General features: G+C 61.0%; 16 protein-coding genes. 12 read left to right on the top strand and 4 right to left on the bottom strand.

Annotated features, from left to right (window positions below; genetic code table 11):
* Positions 1–8: 8 nt before the first annotated feature.
* On the top strand, positions 9–521 hold the full coding sequence (locus ACFQY0_RS13815; protein WP_379713392.1) for a hypothetical protein: 513 nt from the start codon (positions 9–11) through the stop codon (positions 519–521).
* A gap of 32 nt (positions 522–553) precedes the next feature.
* Here the strand turns inward: ACFQY0_RS13815 and ACFQY0_RS13820 are convergent, their stop codons facing one another.
* Positions 554–955 carry a PIN domain-containing protein gene (locus ACFQY0_RS13820; RefSeq protein WP_379713395.1) on the bottom strand — a complete coding sequence of 134 codons (402 nt, stop codon included), beginning with the start codon at positions 953–955 and terminating at the stop codon, positions 554–556.
* Positions 955–1,188: an antitoxin gene (locus tag ACFQY0_RS13825; protein WP_379713397.1), complete on the bottom strand. Its 234-nt coding sequence runs from the start codon at positions 1,186–1,188 to the stop codon at positions 955–957. Before ACFQY0_RS13825 ends, ACFQY0_RS13820 begins: the two co-directional genes overlap by 1 nt.
* A gap of 159 nt (positions 1,189–1,347) precedes the next feature.
* On the opposite strand from ACFQY0_RS13825, the gene ACFQY0_RS13830 reads away from it, so the two are divergent.
* The 6 genes from ACFQY0_RS13830 (at position 1,348) to ACFQY0_RS13855 (ending at position 10,317) form a co-directional block, all read left to right on the top strand.
* A complete protein-coding gene (locus ACFQY0_RS13830; protein ID WP_379713400.1) occupies positions 1,348–2,127 on the top strand; it encodes an MBL fold metallo-hydrolase in 780 nt (259 codons plus the stop codon).
* Between the two features lie 46 nt (positions 2,128–2,173).
* Complete coding sequence (locus ACFQY0_RS13835; RefSeq protein ID WP_379713403.1) at positions 2,174–3,745, top strand: TIGR03790 family protein; 1,572 nt, start codon at positions 2,174–2,176, stop codon at positions 3,743–3,745.
* A 150-nt stretch (positions 3,746–3,895) separates the two neighbouring features.
* Positions 3,896–5,281 carry a DUF2851 family protein gene (locus tag ACFQY0_RS13840; RefSeq protein ID WP_379713406.1) on the top strand — a complete coding sequence of 462 codons (1,386 nt, stop codon included), beginning with the start codon at positions 3,896–3,898 and terminating at the stop codon, positions 5,279–5,281.
* A gap of 169 nt (positions 5,282–5,450) precedes the next feature.
* Complete coding sequence (gene dprA, locus ACFQY0_RS13845) at positions 5,451–6,560, top strand: DNA-processing protein DprA (protein ID WP_379713409.1); 1,110 nt, start codon at positions 5,451–5,453, stop codon at positions 6,558–6,560.
* 123 nt (positions 6,561–6,683) lie between these two features.
* Entirely contained in the window at positions 6,684–9,671 is a 2,988-nt protein-coding gene (locus tag ACFQY0_RS13850) for a PVC-type heme-binding CxxCH protein (RefSeq protein WP_379713412.1), read from the top strand.
* A gap of 166 nt (positions 9,672–9,837) precedes the next feature.
* Positions 9,838–10,317 carry a hypothetical protein gene (locus tag ACFQY0_RS13855; RefSeq protein WP_379713414.1) on the top strand — a complete coding sequence of 160 codons (480 nt, stop codon included), beginning with the start codon at positions 9,838–9,840 and terminating at the stop codon, positions 10,315–10,317.
* Between the two features lie 174 nt (positions 10,318–10,491).
* Here ACFQY0_RS13855 and ACFQY0_RS13860 read toward each other — a convergent pair whose 3' ends face one another.
* Positions 10,492–11,319, bottom strand: a complete 828-nt coding sequence (locus tag ACFQY0_RS13860; RefSeq protein ID WP_379713417.1) for a metallophosphoesterase family protein — start codon at positions 11,317–11,319, stop codon at positions 10,492–10,494.
* Entirely contained in the window at positions 11,316–12,251 is a 936-nt protein-coding gene (locus tag ACFQY0_RS13865; protein ID WP_379713419.1) for a diacylglycerol/lipid kinase family protein, read from the bottom strand. Before ACFQY0_RS13865 ends, ACFQY0_RS13860 begins: the two co-directional genes overlap by 4 nt.
* A gap of 275 nt (positions 12,252–12,526) precedes the next feature.
* Here ACFQY0_RS13865 and ACFQY0_RS13870 point away from each other — a divergent pair, with 275 nt between their 5' ends.
* The 5 genes from ACFQY0_RS13870 to ACFQY0_RS13890 all read left to right on the top strand — a co-directional run bounded on the left by ACFQY0_RS13870 (position 12,527) and on the right by ACFQY0_RS13890 (position 18,727).
* On the top strand, positions 12,527–13,963 hold the full coding sequence (locus ACFQY0_RS13870) for a hypothetical protein (RefSeq protein WP_379713421.1): 1,437 nt from the start codon (positions 12,527–12,529) through the stop codon (positions 13,961–13,963).
* Between the two features lie 469 nt (positions 13,964–14,432).
* Entirely contained in the window at positions 14,433–15,356 is a 924-nt protein-coding gene (locus ACFQY0_RS13875) for a hypothetical protein (RefSeq protein ID WP_379713423.1), read from the top strand.
* On the top strand, positions 15,353–15,829 hold the full coding sequence (locus ACFQY0_RS13880; protein WP_379713425.1) for a hypothetical protein: 477 nt from the start codon (positions 15,353–15,355) through the stop codon (positions 15,827–15,829). The genes ACFQY0_RS13875 and ACFQY0_RS13880 overlap by 4 nt, the downstream gene beginning before the upstream one ends.
* Positions 15,830–15,903: 74 nt before the next feature.
* Complete coding sequence (locus ACFQY0_RS13885; RefSeq protein WP_379713427.1) at positions 15,904–16,518, top strand: hypothetical protein; 615 nt, start codon at positions 15,904–15,906, stop codon at positions 16,516–16,518.
* A gap of 172 nt (positions 16,519–16,690) precedes the next feature.
* Positions 16,691–18,727: a TonB-dependent receptor gene (locus tag ACFQY0_RS13890; RefSeq protein ID WP_379713429.1), complete on the top strand. Its 2,037-nt coding sequence runs from the start codon at positions 16,691–16,693 to the stop codon at positions 18,725–18,727.
* Positions 18,728–18,873 lie beyond the last annotated feature (146 nt).

Genomic DNA, 18,873 nt, shown 5'->3' on the forward strand with positions numbered 1-18,873 from the left:
ATCCCATCATGAAACCCAAGCGCTTTTGGATACTCGGCATCATCTTGGCAGCCATCGCCGGATATGCCCTCCATCACCGATCCATCCTTAAGCTGGAACGTGAAATTTGCGATCTCCGCACGACCATTGCGGAATCCACCAAGAACCATTTCGTTCGATCCATCGGCGAACAGATCGAAGCCGCCGACCCTGATTCCCAGCCCGAGGTCAGCAAAACAGGGAGCTACTCATGCAGTTCGTCTCGCTACTCGGCCCTCACCGCCGATGTCATCTACTTCGACTCGGATGCCATCATCCCCGTCTCAATCCTGGAAACCATCGCTGAAGAGAGCCCCCGCAATCCTGAATTTCTCGCGTGGAAGTCAGAAGGAGCCGAACTCGGACTCCAGAGAGACTTCAGGATTAATCTCAAGAAAGAGAACGAACGGGAAAAGCTCACCTTTCTCTTCTATGAAAGCAACTGGCCCGAGGGCACGATGGATCCAATCCATCAGGAATTCCGGAAAAGAAACTGGAACTAGGAACCGCGAGCGGACCCATCAGCGGACCTATCTCAGTTCCGCCAGTTCGCCCACTTCAGTCCCTTCACCCGCGAGAACTCCCGGCTATTGTTCGTCACCAGCGTCCAGCCATTCGCCAGCGCTACCCCCGCCAGCAGGGTGTCGTAAGGCCCGATCTTCTTCCCAAGCTTCTCGAGATTCGCCCGCACCCGCGCCGCCATCGCCGCATCCACATCGCCGAAGTCCACCACCTGGAACAAACCGACCAAACTCTCCAGCCTCTCCCCCTTCAACTTGGCATACTTCACCGCCCCCTTTTCCAAGCCCACCCGCAACTCAAACAGGCTGATCGCCGAAATGAAGATCGCCAAACGATCCTCCTTCCGAGCATTCGCCAGCACATCTTCCTCGCCCCGCATGAAGAAAATGCAGGTATCCGTATCGAGCAGGAACATCACCAATCGCGAGCCTCTGCGGCCTCTCCCTGATCCGGCCTCTCCCATCCATCGAGCTTCGGCTCCCGAGGGAACATCTTCTCCAAATCATCCGGCCAATTGTTCGTCGTCGGCATCAGATGAATCCCTGCCTCGTCCTTGGTAATAATTACCCGCCCAATCGGCAACGTGAACCCCTTCGGCAACCTCACCGCCAACGAGTTCCCGCTTCTAAATACCGTCGTGGTCTCCATGCGAACAATGTATACACTCTGATGATATACACAAGCCGGTTCCAGAAAACTTTGCGGACTAGCCCCGGCCTCGTAGCCTTCCTGACAGTCGTAACCTCGACGCAGGTCGTGGCGAAGTGGGCTTGGCGTTTCCCATAATTCCCTCATCCTCCCGCCCAGATGCCTGCAGACTTCGAAATCACCTTCCTCGGCACCGGCACCTCCGTCGGCGTTCCGGTCATCGGTTGCGATTGCTCCGTCTGCACTTCCTCCGACCCGCGCAACACCCGCAGCCGCTCGTCGATCCACGTCCGCGCAGGCGACACCCACCTGCTCGTCGATTCTGGACCCGACCTCCGCGAGCAGGCGCTGCGCGAAAAACTCACCCGCATCGACGCTGTCCTCTACACCCACGGCCACGTCGACCACGTCGCCGGATTCGATGAACTCCGCGCCTTCTGCTGGCGCCGCGAGACGCCGCTGCCGATGCACGGAAATGCCGAAACCCTCCGCATCCTCCGCACCATGTTCGGCTGGGCATTTTCAGAAAAAAACACCTACCGTGGCTACGTCAAACCCGCCGCCATCGAGTTCGATGGAACTATCCATTACGGTGATCTGAAAGTCACCCCGCTCCCCGTCACCCACGGTTCCGTCGACACCCACGGTTTCCTCTTCGAGCACCCCGGAAGCCCACCCACGGCCTACTTTCCCGACGTCAAATCGATCCCGAAATCGACCCTCGACCGCATCCACCAGGTCGACGTCCTGATCATCGACTCGCTACGCCCTGCGGCCCACCCGACCCACATGTCGGTCACCGAAGCCCTCGCCGCCATCGACCGCATCGATCCCGGCAAAGCCTGGCTCACCCACCTCGGCCACGAAAACGACCACCGCACCCTCGAAGCCACCCTCCCGCCGACCATCCGCGTCGCCTACGACGGTCTTCGATTGTAGGGATTTCACGCTTCCCGCATCCGGTCCCGCGCTCTTCACTTAGCGCATGCTCCGAGCCCTGCTATTTCTCCTGATCGCCCCTTTGGCCTTTGCCGCTCCGCGCGATCCCATCGTCCAGTCGGTCGCCGTCCTCTACAACACCGTGATCCCCGGATCCGAAGGACTTGCGAAGACCTACGCCATCGCACGCGGCATCCCCGAAGAAAACCTCGTCGGCCTCAAGCTTCCCGATAAGGAAGAAGTCACCCGCAGCGAGTACGACACCCTGATCCGCAAACCTCTCGCCGCCGAGTTCGACCGCCGTCAGTGGTGGCAACGCAGCACCAATGATCAGGGCATGCTGCAGATGAACCGCACCCGCATTCAAATCATCGTCTGCATGCGCGGCATCCCGAGCCGGGTCCTCGAGACATCCCCTCCCCCTCCGGCCGGCGCCCCGCCTGTTCCGGAAACTCAGAAGTGGATGGAAAACGCCAGCGCCTGCGTCGACTCCGAGCTCAGCCTCCTCGGAATCGAAGGCTACCCCACCAAAGGACAAATGAATAACCCCTACTTCAAGAAGGATACCGCCTTCTCCGAAGCAGGACTTCCCATCTTTCTCGTCGGCCGCATCGATGGTCCCAGCTTCCCGACCTGTGTCCGCATGATCAAGGACGCCGTCGCCGCGGAGAAAACCGGCCTCTGGGGCATGGCCGTCATCGACATCGCAAACAAAGGCCGAAACAACGCCGGGTTGAAAATGGGCGACACCTGGCTTGAAGCCACCGCCACTTCCTTCATCGAGCAGGGCATTCCCACACTTGTCGACCGCTTCGACCCCACCCTTCCCACCAACTACCCACTCAACGACACCGCCCTCTACTTCGGTTGGTATGACTGGAACGTCAGCGGCCCGTTTAAGAATCCCGCCTTCAAATTCAAACGCGGAGCCGTCGCCGTCCACCTCCACTCCTTCAGCGCCGCCCAACTTCGCAACGTCTCCAAGAACTGGTGTGCTCCGCTGTTAGACCGAGGCGCCGCCGCCACTCTGGGCAACGTCTACGAACCCCTCCTCCACCTCACTCATGACTTCGACACCTTCACCCGCCGCCTGCTCGCGGGATACACCCTCGTCGAAGCCGCCTACATGTCCGCCCCGGCCCTTTCCTGGCACAATGTCGTCCTCGGAGATCCACTCTATCGACCCTTTCTCCATCTCGATGGCAGTGGCGAAAAGGAAGATGCCGATGCTGAATACCGTGCCCTGAGGATCGCCCAGATGCGCTGGCCACGAGATCCTGCCGAACGTGAAAAACAACTCCGCCTCGCCGCCCAGCGCATGAAGAGCGGCGTCATGCTCGAAGCCCTCGGTCTCAGCTATGCGGAAAACATCCAGTCCGCCCAAGCCGCCGTTCATTTCCAGGAAGCCAAGACTCTCTATAACAGCAACGTCGACAAATTTCGCATGGATATGCTCATCGCCGCCCTCGATCGGAAAGGCAGCCGCAAAGCCGCGGCGGTCAAAACCCTGAGGGACGCCCAACTCCGCTACGCCCACCTCCCCGAAATCACCGCCGCCGCCGAATGGCTCAATATCATCGACCCACCCGCACCACCACCAGCGACCCCGAAAAAATAGCGTCAAGCGTGGCTGGAGCGTCTCGCTCCTCGCTCCAGTCCGTGGCCCCGGGCGTCCCGCTCGGATCTTCCCCCTTCCCTCAAAAACTTGGCGCTGTTGGTGTCTTGGCGTTTCAATTCCCATAAACCCCGCACCCTCCCCAAAAATGCCATGACTTACCTCGAACTCGTCTCCCAAGTCAGCGGCCAAACCCACCTCGCCGAAACCCCACCGATCCCCCTCCCCGATGAACTCGAACTGCAGGCCCTCTGGTTCGCCGGAGCCTTCGGCCGCGAGTTCACCGACCACCACAACCGACCTGTTAGAATCATCCAGTTCGGCGAATGGAACCGCAGCGCCGGACCCGACTTCCTCCGCGCCGCCATCGAAATCGATGGCGAAAAGCACGACGGAGCCCTCGAGCTCGATCTCGAACCCTCCGACTGGGAAGCCCACGGCCACGGCAGCGACCCCGCTTTCAACGAAGTGGTCCTCCACGTCACCTTTCGCCCTCCCACGACCACCACCTTCACCCGTACCTCCGAGCATCGCGAAGTTCCCCACGTCCGCATGCCCGCCCACCTCATCCACGAAGCCCTCCAGCTTCCTGTTAGAGAAATCGCCATCGCCCGTCCCGGCCGCTGCGTCCAGCCCCTCGCCAACCTAACAGAACCCGCCATCCGCTCTTTGCTCCAGCAATCCTCCGAGCACCGTGCCGCCCTCAAGGCCGCCCGTTTCCTCAAGACCGCCGACGCCCATGGCCGCGATGCCGCGCTCTACCACGCCGCCGCCGAAACCCTCGGCTACCGCGCCAACGCCCTTGCCATGCGACTTCTCGCCCAGCGCATGCCACTCTCCGCACTGAAGGAGAACCCCGACGAAATCGAAGCCTTACTCTTCGGAGCCGCCGGCTTCCTCTCCCCCGAGCTCCACGAAAAAGCCCCGCCCGATACCCGCGAGCATCTCCGTCAGCTCTGGGACACCTGGTGGAAACACCGCGCCATCTGGGAATCCTCCCACCCCATCCCCTGGAAGTTCCACGGTCAGCGTCCCGCCAATCATCCGCACCGCCGCGTCGCCGCCCTCGCCGCGCTTGTTGGAAACTGGCCCACCTTCCGCAAACGCGCCCTTGGTCGACCTTTCTCACCCAAAGCCACCACCGCCTTCCTCGTCGGCCTAACAGACGACTTCTGGACCCACCGTCACACCCTCTCCTCCGCCAAAAGCGCCCGACCCATAGCCCTCTTCGGAAAATCCCAGGCCACCGAACTGCTCGCCAACCACCTCATCCCGCTCGCCATCCACGAAGACCCGCGTTTCGACTTCGAGTCCTACCTGAAGCTCCCTGCCGGCGCCAAAAACGAAAAAGTCCGTCGCTGCGCCATCCGACTCTTCGGCAGCGAAGAAGCCGCCAAACCGTGGCTCAAAAAAGCCGCCCACCATCAGGCCCTCCTCCAAATCTACCACGACTTCTGTCTCGAAGACCTCACCGACTGCCACGACTGTCCCTTCCCCGAACAACTCTCCCAATGGCAATCGGAAAAATCTAAACCTTAAACTTCAAACCTCAAAAACAGCCCCGCGCCCCCTTTGCCTTTTGCCTTTTGCCTTTTGCCTTTTGCCTTTCTGACCACTGCCCCCTGAATCCTGCCCCCCAATGCCTTAAGCAACCCAACAGCCCCGACTCCCCTCCCTTTGAAGTTTAGAATTTAAAACTTAAAGTTTAATGCTCGAACATCTCCTCGCCCTCAACCAGCTCCCTAAGCTCGGCCCCGTCCGCATTCGTAGGCTCATCGAGTCCTTCGGCTCCGCCGAAAATGCCCTCGCCGCCCGCAAGGACCAGCTCATGCGGGTTGATGGCATCGGCCCCGAAATCGCCGGCATCCTCACCGACTGGGAATCCCACGCCGATCCCGCCGCCGAGCTACGCGAACTCAAGGAGCGCAACCTTTCCGTCATTCTTCCCGACGACACCAGTTTCCCACCCCAGCTCCGCGAATCCTACGACTGCCCGCTCCTCCTCTACGTCTGGGGCGAGATCCAGGAACGGGATCGACATGCCATCGGCATCGTCGGGACGCGCCGCTGCTCGATCTACGGGAAGAATAGTAGCAAGAAACTGTCGTTCCAGCTCGCCCACGCCGGTTTCACCGTGATCTCCGGTCTCGCCCGCGGCATCGACACCACTGCCCACGAAGCCGCCATCGCCGCCGGCGGACGCACCATCGCCGTCATCGGCTCCGGACTCGCCAAGATCTTCCCCGCCGAGAACCTCCCGCTCGCTGAAATGATTGCCGATGGCAAAGGCGCCGTCGTCTCCGAATTCCCCCTCCACACCGCCCCGGACAAAAAAACTTTCCCACAAAGAAACCGCATCGTCGCCGCCTGGAGCAAAGCTCTCATCGTCAGTGAATCCCCCCTTTGGTCCGGCTCCTTGATCACCGCCAATCTCGCCACCGAATACGGGCGCCCCGTCTACGCCGTCCCCGGCCCCATCGACAGACCCAGTTCCGCCGGCTGCAACCGCCTCATTCGCGATGGCGCCACCCTCCTCACCGACGCCTCCGAACTCCTCGACGACCTCGGTTCCCTCAATTTCAGCAAGGTCCCCCGCCCGACGACAAAACCTGACACCCCCGAGGAAAAACCCGACCTCCCCACGCTCACCGAAGACGAGCAAACCATCCTCACCGCCCTCGGCAGCGACGAATCTCCCATCGACCGCCTCATTGACCTCACCAACCTCCCCCCCGCCACCGTCAGCGCCACCCTTTTGAAGCTGGAAATGAAACGCCTCGTCCGTCCCCTCCCCGGCTTCCGCTACATCAAACGATAGACCGTGGACTGCGGCAGCCTGCTGCCGCTGTTCCCGTTTCCAGCCTGCTGGAAACATACCCACCTCGTCCAGCAGGCTGGATTCCACCACAGCGGCAGCAGGCTACCGCACTCCACAAACCCCATGCGCCCTCTCCTCTTCCTCATCCCGGCCATCAGCCTCGCCGCCGAGTTCCCCACCCCCACCAACTCGGAAACCGAAGCCGGCTCCCCCATGCCCGCCGAAGAAGTCGCCGCGAAAACCCTCATGCCTGACGGCTTCAACATCACCGTCTTCGCCTCCGAGCCCCAGGTCCAAAACCCCATCGACTGCTCATGGGATTCCCAAGGCCGCATGTGGGTCGCCGAAAACTTCACCTACGAACGCCTCGGCACCAACCACCGCGACGACTTCCGCGACCGGGTCATCCTGCTCAAGGACAGCACCGGCGACGGCAAAGCCGACCAACGCCAGGTCTTCACCGACACCCTCAGCAATCTAACATCCCTCGAATGGACCCCGCAGGGCCTCTGGGTCATGTGCCCCCCGAAGCTGCTTTTCATCCCCGATGAAAACCGCGACGCCATCCCCGACTCCGAGCCTCAGGTCATCCTCGACGGCTTCACCGTCCCGAAAGGCAACCACCACAACTTCGCCAACGGCCTGCGCATCGGACCCGACGGCTGGCTCTACGGCCGCTGTGGCGGCTCCGCCCCCGGCGAAGTCGGCAAACCCGGCACCCCCGAGGCCGAGCGCCTCCCCCTCCGAGGCGGTGTCTGGCGCTACCACCGCAGCCGCGGCACCTTCGAAGTGATCGCCTCCGGCACCACCAATCCCTGGGGCCACGACTGGGACGAAAACGGCAACCTCTTCATCATCAACACCGTCAACGACCACCTCTTCCACGTCGTCCCCGGCATGCACCTCGCCCGCCTGCTGACCGCCCCTGCCAACCCGCGCATCTACGAAGCCATCCCCGGCCACGCCGACCACTGGCACTTCGACACCAGCGGCAAATGGAACGAATCCCGCGACGGCGTCGCCAACGACTTCGGCGGCGGCCACGCCCACGTCGGCATGATGATCTACCAAGGCACCAACTGGCCCGCCGAGTATCGCGGCAAACTCTTCACCCTCAACCTCCACGGCCGCCGCATCAACCAGGAGATCCTCAAACCCAAAGGCTCCGGCTTCGTCGCCACTCACGGCGAAGACCTCTTCATCACCCCCGATCCCTTCTTCCGCGGCGTCGAACTCACCCAAGGCCCCCACGGCGAAGTCTACGTCCTCGACTGGTCCGACACCGGCGAATGCCACGAAAACACCGGTGTCCATCGGACCAGTGGAAGGATTTACATGATCACCTACGCGGAGTATCGTAGTTTGGAAATCGATCTCTCCAAAGTGAAATCGGGACCCCTTCTACGCGAACATCAGGACACCAAAAACTCGTGGGTCTCGCGAATGAACCTTCTTGAACTGGAGCACAGGATTAAAATCGAAGAACTCCCCGACAGGGAACATTCCATCACAAATTCCGCTCGACCCTTGGATGAGCTACGGTTGCTTCAGGACCAAAGCCTTTGGACCTTCGCTGATCCACCATTTGAGGGATCAGAGAGAGGACGAAATGGCATCGTCGCATTCACCGACAATTGGCCCCTCGACAGCATCACCTCCCAACGCATCGACACCCCCGAAGCCGTCACCGTAGCCAAGGAGCATCTTCTCTCCCTGATCAGAACCGCGGACTACTCCCCCCAAGTCCGCCTCACCCTCGCCTCCACCCTTCAGCGTCTCCCCATCGACCTCCGCAAGGACCTCGCCATCGCGCTGGTTTCCCACGCCGAGGACGCCGACGACCACAACCTCCCCTTGCTCGTCTGGTATGGCCTGATCCCCGTCGCCGACGCCCACCCCGAGCATCTCGTCGAGATCTTCGCCGCCTGCGAATGGCCCAAGCTCCGCCAGTTCATCGCCCGCCGCCTAACAGAAGACCTCGACACCAAGCCCGACTCACTCAATGCGCTGCTTCGGTCGTCAATTGGAGCGCGGACTTCAGTCCGCCCCGGTGCCCCCGTCGACATCATCCTCGGCATGCAACAAGCCCTAGCCGGCTGGCAATCCGCCACGCCCCCACCCGCCTGGCTCGCCTTCTCCCAAAAAATCGAATCCAAAAGCATCCCCCTCGCCAACGCCCTCCGCGACCTCAACACCCTCTTCAACACCGGCCGCCCCCTCGACGAAATCGAAGCCATCGCCCGCGACCCGAAAGCTCCCCTCGACGCCCGCCAATCCGCCGTCCGCGCCCTCATCCGCGCCAAACCCGACAACCTCAAAAAGCTCCTCCTCTCCCTCCTCGACGTCCGACAACTGAATGTGACCGCCGCCACCGGCCTCGCCCACTTCGACGATCCAAAAGTCGCCCAAGCCCTGCTCGCCAAGCTCCGTAAATTTCACTCCACCGAACAGGACCAGATCCTCGGCATCCTCTGTTCCCGCCCCGCCTTCGCCCGCGTCCTGCTGGAGCGCATCGAATCCAACAAACTCCCCGCCAAACGCCTCAGCGCCTTCCACGCCCGCCAGATCGACAGTCTCGGCGACGAAGCCCTCTCCACCCAACTCCGCAAACTCTGGGGCACCAGCGGCCTCAGCGACGACGCCAAGAAACAACTCATCGAATCCACCCGCCAAAAGCTCAGTGAAGAAACCCTCGCCCTAGCCGACCTAACAACCGGAGCCCAGCTCTACCAAACCCACTGCGCCGTCTGCCACAAACTCCACGGCCAAGGCGGCGAAATCGGCCCCGACCTCACCGGCGGTGGGCGCAGCAACCTCGACTACCTCCTCCACAACATCATCGACCCCTCCGCCGAGCTCGCCCCCGACTACCGGATGGAGATCTTCACCCTAACAGACGGCCGCGTCCTCACCGGCGTCGTCAAAGAGCAGTCCCCGAAAACGCTCACCATCCAGACCATGACCACCCGCGAGCCCATCGAGCGCTCCCGGATCAAATCCCGCCAGCTCATCGAAACTTCCCTCATGCCCGAAGGCCTCCTCAACGGCCTCAGCGACGAGCAAACAAGAGACCTTTTCGGCTACCTCATGCACCCCACCAAGCCCAACTAATGCACAAGCCCGTGGACTGCTGCAGCCTGCTGCCGCTGTTCCCGTTTCCAGCCTGCTGGAAACGAACCCGAAGCACCAAAAGAGATCGCCACTCATTCGCCCACCCCGTCCAGCAGGCTGGACCCCACCACAGCGGCAGCAGGCTGCCGCACTCCACAACAAGGACATGCCCGAACGAACCCACAGCGCTCGCAGTTCCATTTTCATGCTCTTCCTTGGCCTTCCCGGACTCGTCCTTTGGCTGGGCGGCCTGTGGTTTTGCTATACTGCCGTGCTGATCCAGGTTCTCGATCTATCAGACTTCGACTACACCGCTGCGCAGAAGAAACGCCTCTACATTGCCTACGTCACCGCCCTCTTCGCTCCCTTCATCGGCTACACCATGATCGTCATGGCCTCGCTCCTCTGCGGTTTCGATCACTACCGTCTTCCGCCCAAGCAAGCCGTCGCCCTCGCCTGCTTCGATGCCGGCCAGCAGTTTCTCTTCCTTCTCGCCCTGTGCCAACTGATCATGATGGGGCCGTGGGGGGTCTATGACTTCATGAGCCCTGGAATTCTGATCAGTTCAGGACTTCTTATCCTTGCCTACCTGCTTCTCCGCCGCTTCGCCAAAAGGAAGCATCACGAGTGGCTCAATCCCCCTTAGATGCGCCGCAAGCTTTGGACTGCGGTGGCAGCCTGCCCGCCGTAGCTTTAGCGAAGGAGGGAGTGAGAAACAAACGCCGACAACGCTTTGCGAGCCACCGAGAGAACCCCATCCTTTATCGGAGCCCCCTGACCCCAACCAACCCAAACCACCATCGAAAGCGGAGTCGCCGTTTCACTCTGCCACCGCACTCCAAAGCACCCACTTCCTCCCACGCTTTCCATACACCAAGCGATCCCACTCCTCGAAGCGTCCGGCATCTTCTGCAAAGCGAAACCTAACAAGCTCGATCTTCCCGGCCTCCATCCCGATCAGATGAAAGCCTGGCGGCTCGCCCTTTGTCCGCCACGAACACGCCGTCGACACGTGCGACAACACCATGTCATCCTCACCGAGCGGCAGCGGGATCGCCGCCACATGCGACTGATGGTAGTGGCCCGCCAGAAGCAAATCGACCTTCGCGGTTTCCAAAGCTGCCAGCAACATTCCATCCCGCTTCAACAACCTGCGGTCCCCTTTGCTCGGCGCCAGCAAGGGATGATGAATCATCACCGCGCGCAGCGGCGTTTCCCCCGTAAAGCGCATCGGCAGTCCGAGGCACTGCGCCACGCTCACCGCCCCACGCGACCAATCAAAGGACGGAGCCCCGAAGCGCCTCGCCGTGTTGAGCCCCACCACCTCGACATCCCCGATAATTTCCGAAGGCTCCAGATCCTCACTGATCGCCTCGCGATACCGCACCCAAGGCGTGAAGAATCGATCCCACAGATCATTCGCACCGGGAATGTCGTGATTTCCAGGAATCGACAGCGTCGCCACCGGCAGTCGCTCGATGAACTCACGCGCCGCCTGCCACTCGCGCCGGCGTGCGCGCATCGTAAAGTCCCCACCGATCAGCACACGGTCCGGTTGCAGACGCTCCGTCACTTCGATCAAAGCTTCCACCGCCGCAGGAATCTCCGCCCCAAAGTGGATGTCAGACAGCTGCATCAAGCGCGTCATGACTCCCCTCCTTGTGGTTTGAGCACTGCCAAAGCCGCCGGCTTCACACGGATATCCAGAGGCAGCGGCAGATTGAGGATTTCGCCATCGATCATCACGCACAGCTCCCGTCGGCGCCGCGCCCCAAGCGTCACCCCCATGGTCGACACCCTTTCGATATCCTTCTCCACTTTCAGCTGCCCCAACAGATAAGCCAGCACGCCACGCGATAATGAAAACAAGGATCGATGATGAGAAAGATAGAGTGTCATGCGGCCCTCATTCAGCCCGGTGCGTTTCGGGATCACCGAAAAGATATCATCATACTCGCCGGGCACAAAGGCCGCGAAGCGGGTCTTCCTTCGCAAACTCGTGCCCTCTTCCATCTCGATCGTCAGTTCCAGCGGCGGCGTGCGATTCCATACTTGAAAGGTCTGCTGCGCGAGCCGCATGGACTTCTTCCACCATGCCGTGCCATGATATTCCTCCTCCCTCTTGGCGAGCGCCGGATAGAAGCCGATCAGCGAAGTGCAGAGACAGGCCTGATCCGCCACTTCAAGCATGTCGATTTTCCTAACAACGGCGCTCGCCAACACCCGCGCCGCTTCCATCGGATCCAGCGGCAGTTCCAAATCCCGCGCGGCTAGATTGAAGGTGCCGAAGGGAAGAATCCCGAGCGGCATTTCGGTGCCCGCCAGCTTTCTCGCCGCATTCGATACCGTCCCGTCCCCACCACCGATGATCACCGCATCCGGTTTCGACTTGATCGCCTCATCCAGCGCCTCATCGAGATCCGGCGGTGCAGCCGGACGCACCTTCGCAATTGCCCCACCTTCGGCAAAGGCCGCCACCAATTCGTCCGGCAAACCCTCATGCCACTGCTCCCTCAGGGTTCCCGACTCGCGATTCAGGATCACTGCAAAAATTCGTTGTTTGGAGGGAGAGTCGGTCATCGGCGATGACAGCACCCATCCGCCAGAATCCGCCAAACGCAAGCGCCGCAGGCTTTGGACTGCGGCAGCCTGCTGCCGCTGTTCCCGTTTCCAGCCTGCTGGAAACGAACCCGAACGACCAAAAGTGATCGCCAGTCATTCACCCACCTCGTCCAGCAGGCTGGCCCCCACCACAGCGGCCGCAGGCTGCCGCACTCCACACCCATCATCCCCCCTCCCACCTCCTTGCCAAGCCCTCCCATCTCCGCCATAACCCAAGCTAAGCTAATCAGCTCATGTCCTCCTCCACCCGCACCCTCATCCTCGCCAGCCTGCTGGTCCTCGGTGCGATCACCCTCGCCCTGACCCGGGAACCAAAGGACAGCAAACCCGAGCGCGAAGAATCCCCGATTCCCACCCTCGCCCGCACCAAGCTCCCCCCTCGCCAAGCCACCGTCGCGCAACTGCTTTCTTCACGAAGCGACGGCCAGGACCGCAACTCCTGGGCCAAGTCGCTCAGCAACAAAGACCTCAGGCGACTCACCTTGGAAATGATCGACGTCTATCAAAACGAAGACGATCACAGCAAAACGACACCGTGGCTGACGGCACTGGCGATGGAGTGGGGCAGAAGGGACATTGATGAGTTTTTCGAAATAGCGGACGCTTCGATTTTTACTGACCCGCTACATGGCCAAACAAGTTCGGGCATTGGCCTACTTCAATCCCTTCGATCGGCTGCACTGGTTGGCCTCTCGGAAGACGATCCAAATACCGCTTGGAACCGTTTGAATGAGGGCAATTCTTCCGAACTCGCACGAACCAATGCCGACTTCATACTGCCTGCCATCACAGCAGCAGAAACGCTGCCCCTCGCCACCGAAGCCATCTTCCGCTCATGGGCGAAATTAGATGCCGCCTCAGCTTGGAAGGAACTCTCATCATCAGACGACCTGAGCACCACCAATCTCGCCTCCGCCATTCGCGGACTCCTCGCAGAAACCAACAGCGCAGAACTTCGCAATGAAATCGAAGACTGGGTCAAAACGAACCACCCTGTGGTGACCATCCCTGGAATCCCTCTAACACCGGGTGCCGACGTCATCAACATCATCACTGACTCACCTCGCAAAGGAGACTCCGCAATCACTCGCAACAGCATCAATGCCATCCTCAACAACCCCAACCGGCGCCATTACGATGCTCTGGCCATGCAGGGAGCCATCGCCCTCGGCATCGCAGAGCAAGATCCGTCACAGATCGGAAGACTCACGGAGTCACTAACGGCGGATTCCCAGGCATCCGTTCCCATGCATACCTACCTCACCGAATGGGTTGACCGTCATCCCAACGAAGCCATCAACTTCCAATCGGAAAATCTCTTATCGGATCGTGACCGCATCAGCATCGCCTCCGGTCTCATCAACCACGATCCGCGCGCCACACTCGACACCTTCACCGGGATCAAAGATCCACAAATCCGGCTCAATGCTTTCAATGCATGGGTCGGCTCCACCCCCTGGCTCGGACGCTCCGAAGCATGGCCACTCATCGACGGCATGAAGACCTATGTTCCGGTGTCCTCAGCCCTGCAAACGCTCGAACAAAACATTTCTCGTCTCAATCTACCCCCACAATCCGAGCAAAAAGCCATCGAATCTTTAAAGAAACTCGCAACAAGTTCCAATGTATTCACATCTGGAGGCTTCGAGTTCCCATCCGAAGGCGAGTAGATCAAAACCTCCTCCCGTCCCACTCCCCATGCGCCGCAGGCTTTGGACTGCGGTGGCAGAGTGAGTCTCCGAACGTCGACACCGCTTTGCGAGCCACCGAGAGACTTCCCTAATCCACTCCAGCCCGACTATTGCGCAAGCCCGTGGACAGCTGCAGCCTGCTGCCGCTGTTCCCGTTTCCAGCCAGCTGGAAACGAACCCGAAGCACTAAAAGAGCTCGCCAGTCATTCGCCCACCTCGTCCAGCAGGCTGGCCCCCACCACAGCGGCAGCAGGCTGCCGCACTCCAAACCCATCATCCCAACTCTTCAAATTTCGCGTAATTTCGCGAGCTTTCGTTGTCCCTCAATCCCTCTGACAGCCAACTCAACAGTCGAAAGCGGTGTCGACGTTCGTTCCTCACTCTGCCCCCGCACTCCAAAGCCCGGCTTGCCCTTCCACCCATCCGCCGCCATCCTTTCTCCACTCACATGAAGCCCCAGCACACCATCGCATTCGTCGTCGTCGCCGTTCTTGCCACGGTCGTGATCGAGGAAACCCGGATCTCGAAAATGCGTGCGGAGATCATCCGCCTCCAGGCCATCCCGCGTGACACGCCTTCCGACATCGAAGCTCTGGTCAGCGAATCCCCTGAGATCATCGAGTTGGAACCAAAGACTCAGGAGCCCACCCCAGAACCCGAGCCGACTCTCGAAGCTGATGCCGAAAGTCCCGCCCTCCCGTCAACTGGCCGAATCATCCCCTCCGACTTCCCCGAGCCCGACAAGGAAACCGTCGCCAAGCTCGCTCTCAGTTCCTACTCCGACTTCGCCCTCGAAACGGGTCTCAGCAACCGCGAACTCGCCTATCTCACCGATCTGCTAGAACATCGCAAGAACACGCTGCAGGACACCGCTTCCAAGTGGCTGACTTCCCCGCCCTCCGAGCGTTCCGCCCTTGAGGACACCATGACTCTGGTTGTCGCCAAAAGTGACGAGGAAATCGCCACATTTCTTGGCAACCCCACCGACGCCAAAGCCTTCGCCCGCTACCACGCCATGCAACCCGAACGCGATCAAGTCGCCGCCATGGCAGCGCTGCTCGACGAAGCCGGCGCCACCCTCGACATGGAAAAGGAAAAGCAACTCGTCGAAACCCTCCATCAAGCCCGCGTCGGTACTGGGTCCATCGATTGGAACTCACCCGCCGGCCTGAGAGCCATCGGCGAAGGTGGCGCGAACGAACGCTTCGAGAAAGAATGGCAGGCTCAGAGCGAGGCCCTCGCCGGGCTCCTCCCCAAGTTCCTCTCCGAAAGCGAAGCCGCCGCCGTCCTCCAAAGCCGTGAAGGCATGAAGAACGACATCGCCGCCTCCATTGAGAGCGCCGTCGAGGCCATCAATCGCGGCAGCGAATGAACGGCCCCGAGCTCCAGCCCGGGCAAGCCGCCACCCTGCGCGACCACCTGCGCCTCCAGCGCAACGCCGTCGGACTGGCCCTGATGTTGGGAGCAATCGCCATCTTCATCACCTTTCATTTCCTCAAGATCCGTAGCGACTACGGCTGGGAATTGTGGGTCGCATTTTTCAATTTTCTCAGCAGCTCGGACTCCCTCAAAGACAGCGACGACTTGTTAGGATTCAGCGGCTTCATCGCCCTCACCATCGGAACCTTAGTCAGCCCCGTCCTGATCAAGTGGATGATTCACAATCCCTGGCTCAAATGGTGCCTCGCCACCTTCGCCGCCATGGCCGCCGGCATCATGTGGTATTTCGCCATAAGAGACGAAGTCTTCTTCATCGCGATCCTCGCCCTCGTCCCCACCTTCACCCTCGCTGGCCTGATCTGCATCGAGACCGTCCCCCACTCCCCCGTCCGTCTGGATTCCTGATTCCGGGCTCTGGAATCTCCCACCCCGACTTCCGCCTTGTCCCCCGGGCTTTCCTCCCCTAACTCCAAGCGCACATGGATCCGTCCCACGCACTGCACGCCTACGAGAAACTCCCACTTTTCGGCACCGGCGTCGTGCTCGGGCTGTGGCTCATTGGTCTCCACGTCCTGATGCTGGTGAAAGCAGAAGCCGTGCAGGGTTTCCTGAAAAAGTTCCCGCGCAACAATCAGCTCGGCCAGATCCTCCTCGGCATTGGGCTCATCTGGTTCTGGTTGCTCGTCCAGCCGACCGGAAAAGGTGCGCTCAACTCGCTCGCCATGGAACTCGGTGATTTCGACAAACTCAAGCCGCTGCTGCGCATCGGCGTCCCGGTTTCGATCGTCCTCGTCGCCATTTCCGTGAAGGAATTCCTCGCCGTCCGGGCGCTCGGTCTGCTCGGCCTGATGGTCGCCGCTCCCTTGCTCGGCGCCGCCTACCTCGAGGACCCCACCTCCCGCCTGCTCATCCCGATCTTCACCTACGGGCTGATCATCAAGTCGCTCTACTGGGTCGGCATGCCCTACATTTTCCGCGACACCGTCAACTGGGCCATCGCCGAGCAAGGACGCTGGCGGATGCTCTGCTTCGGCGGCCTTGCCTACGGCATCGCCGTGCTCGCTTGCGCGCTCCTTTTCTGGAAAGGTCTCTGACATCGCGACTGGAGCGTCGCGCTCGAATCGGGGGGATCTGAGCGTTTCGCGCAGACCCAACTTTCCCGTCCCGGATTCAAAAAAATCTGCGCCATCTACTGAATCTGCGTAAACTGCAGGTCAACGGCGGTCTATTGAATCACGGACCGAATGCCCAACGACTCCGAAGCTCGTGAAATCCATTGGAACCCTACTCGCCCTCTCCAGCCTCACCTTCGGGCAATCCGGATCCCTCCCGGAAACGATCGTCCTCGCCGAACGTCGCGAGCCAGGCGAGCAGAACCTGAGCACCTGGGACAGCGAGGAAATCACCGGGTTCTCCCCACGCTCGATCGACGAACTGCTCGCTCTCGACCCCTCGTTTTCACTCTACCGTCGCCAACCCGCCAGCCTCTCGAATCCGACATCCGCCGGCATCAGCCTGCGAAACACCGGCGCCACCGCCGCTTCGCGCACCCTCGTCCTGCGCGACGGCATCCCGCAGAACGACCCCTTCGGTGGCTGGATCAACTGGACCCGCTACGAGCCCAGCGCCCTCGAAAGCGCCTCACTCGTCCCCGCCGCCCAGTCAGCCGTGTGGGGAAACCTCAGCCCGGCCGGCAGCATCCGCCTCACCAGTCGTGAAATCACCGAAAACCGCCACCTCCTGCGCCTTACCGGCGGCAGCCAGGGCACCCTCGGGGCTTCGACCAGCCACGAAATGATCTCCGATGACGGTGCCCTTGGCGTCGGACTCAACCTCTTCGCCTTCCACAGCGACGGCTACTACGCCATCCCCGATTGGCAACGCGGACCGATCGACCGGAAACTCGATCTCGACCATGCCGGTGCCGACCTGCGCTTCGTCTGGCAAGCCGCCGAAAACCTCACCGTCGAGCCCAGTTTCTCTTTCTACGACGAGCGCCGTGGCAACGGCACACCCGTCACCGGAAACACCACGGAAGCCCTCGATTTTTCGCTACGCCTCACCGCCGAGCATCGCGATGCCTCCACCCAGCTCCTGACCTACTACCAACGCCGTAGGTTCGCCTCGGTTTTCAGCTCGGTTGATGCCTCACGCAGCAGTGAAACGGTCGCTCTCAACCAGTTCCACGTCCCCGGCGAAGGGCTGGGCGGCGCCCTTGTGCATCGACGGGAAATCTCCGAGGCCTTCAGCTTCAGCGGCGGCGCCGACTTCCGCCTGCTCTCTGGCGAGACCAATGAAGATGCTGGAGTCTTTCGACGACGGCGCGCCGGTGGAGACCAGAACTTTGCAGGGCTCTTCACCACTCTCGGCTGGGAAATCACGCCCGTCACCCGGCTCGATTCCAGCCTCCGTCTCGACCGCTGGTCGTTGACCGACGGCTCCCGTATCGAAAAATCCCTGACCAGCGGAGCCCTCCTGCGACAGGATATTTTTCCCGATCGCGATGGCTGGGAGCCCTCCACCTCGCTTGCCCTCGAGCACCAGCTCCGGGACGACCTAAGCGCCCGCCTTTCCGCCGGCACCAGCTTCCGGGCGCCGAACATCAACGAGCTTTACCGCCCCTACCGCGTTCGCAACGACATCACCGAAGCCAACGCCGCGCTCGACCCCGAACGCTTCTACAGCCTCGAAGCCGGCCTTGAATGGAAGCCTGACGACTGCCTCACCCTCGGCCTCGATTTCTTCCAGCACTGGATCCACGACGCCATCGCCAACGTCCCGATCACCGATCCCGCGCAAATCGCCGCCATCTTCGGAACGCTCCCTCCCGGCGGCACCGGCAGCCAGCGTCAGAACGTCGATGAAGCCCGCGTCCTTGGCCTTCAGGGCAGCGCCGAATGGCAACCCGACAATTTCTGGACCTTCCGCTTCGATGGTCTCTGGAGCGAAACCGAATTCACGTCATCGCCCACTCAACCCCTTCTAACAGGTCAACCCTTTCCCCAAGCCCCCGACCTCCGTCTGATCGGCAGCGCCCGCCTTCAGGCCACGGACAACGTCAGCTTCTTCACCGGCCTCGAATACGCCAGCCACCTCTACGACGACGCTCTTTCCAGCCGCCCGGTTCCCAGTTACTGGACCTGTCGTATCGGCGGCAGCTGGCAAGCCACTGAATCGATCGCCTTCCACGCCCGTATCGAGAACCTCTTCGACACCGAAATCCCCACCGGTCTCAGTAGCGACGGCATTCAATCCATCGGCCAGCCCCGCGCCTTCTGGCTAACCACCGAGTGGCAATTCTAACCCTGCGACCCTCTCACCAAGGGTTTGTAGTTCCGCATTCATGCGGTCCGAGCCACCCTGAGAGCAGCCAGACCTGAACTCTACTAGCAACACGGTGAGTCGTGACCCCGAAATATAAAACGTGGATTTCCAAACTGCTTGGACCT

Origin of the sequence: Haloferula chungangensis (assembly GCF_042664875.1) — a bacterium.
Lineage (GTDB): Bacteria > Verrucomicrobiota > Verrucomicrobiia > Verrucomicrobiales > Akkermansiaceae > Haloferula > Haloferula chungangensis.

What these genes read in the sequence shown, in the direction of transcription:
- ACFQY0_RS13815 (WP_379713392.1), top strand. Translation starts at nt 9, where the DNA reads ATGAAACCCAAGCGCTTTTGGATACTCGGCATCATCTTGGCAGCCATC.
- ACFQY0_RS13820 (WP_379713395.1), bottom strand. Translation starts at nt 955, where the DNA reads ATGTTCCTGCTCGATACGGATACCTGCATTTTCTTCATGCGGGGCGAG.
- ACFQY0_RS13825 (WP_379713397.1), bottom strand. Translation starts at nt 1,188, where the DNA reads ATGGAGACCACGACGGTATTTAGAAGCGGGAACTCGTTGGCGGTGAGG.
- ACFQY0_RS13830 (WP_379713400.1), top strand. Translation starts at nt 1,348, where the DNA reads ATGCCTGCAGACTTCGAAATCACCTTCCTCGGCACCGGCACCTCCGTC.
- ACFQY0_RS13835 (WP_379713403.1), top strand. Translation starts at nt 2,174, where the DNA reads ATGCTCCGAGCCCTGCTATTTCTCCTGATCGCCCCTTTGGCCTTTGCC.
- ACFQY0_RS13840 (WP_379713406.1), top strand. Translation starts at nt 3,896, where the DNA reads ATGACTTACCTCGAACTCGTCTCCCAAGTCAGCGGCCAAACCCACCTC.
- dprA (WP_379713409.1), top strand. Translation starts at nt 5,451, where the DNA reads ATGCTCGAACATCTCCTCGCCCTCAACCAGCTCCCTAAGCTCGGCCCC.
- ACFQY0_RS13850 (WP_379713412.1), top strand. Translation starts at nt 6,684, where the DNA reads ATGCGCCCTCTCCTCTTCCTCATCCCGGCCATCAGCCTCGCCGCCGAG.
- ACFQY0_RS13855 (WP_379713414.1), top strand. Translation starts at nt 9,838, where the DNA reads ATGCCCGAACGAACCCACAGCGCTCGCAGTTCCATTTTCATGCTCTTC.
- ACFQY0_RS13860 (WP_379713417.1), bottom strand. Translation starts at nt 11,319, where the DNA reads ATGACGCGCTTGATGCAGCTGTCTGACATCCACTTTGGGGCGGAGATT.
- ACFQY0_RS13865 (WP_379713419.1), bottom strand. Translation starts at nt 12,251, where the DNA reads ATGACCGACTCTCCCTCCAAACAACGAATTTTTGCAGTGATCCTGAAT.
- ACFQY0_RS13870 (WP_379713421.1), top strand. Translation starts at nt 12,527, where the DNA reads ATGTCCTCCTCCACCCGCACCCTCATCCTCGCCAGCCTGCTGGTCCTC.
- ACFQY0_RS13875 (WP_379713423.1), top strand. Translation starts at nt 14,433, where the DNA reads ATGAAGCCCCAGCACACCATCGCATTCGTCGTCGTCGCCGTTCTTGCC.
- ACFQY0_RS13880 (WP_379713425.1), top strand. Translation starts at nt 15,353, where the DNA reads ATGAACGGCCCCGAGCTCCAGCCCGGGCAAGCCGCCACCCTGCGCGAC.
- ACFQY0_RS13885 (WP_379713427.1), top strand. Translation starts at nt 15,904, where the DNA reads ATGGATCCGTCCCACGCACTGCACGCCTACGAGAAACTCCCACTTTTC.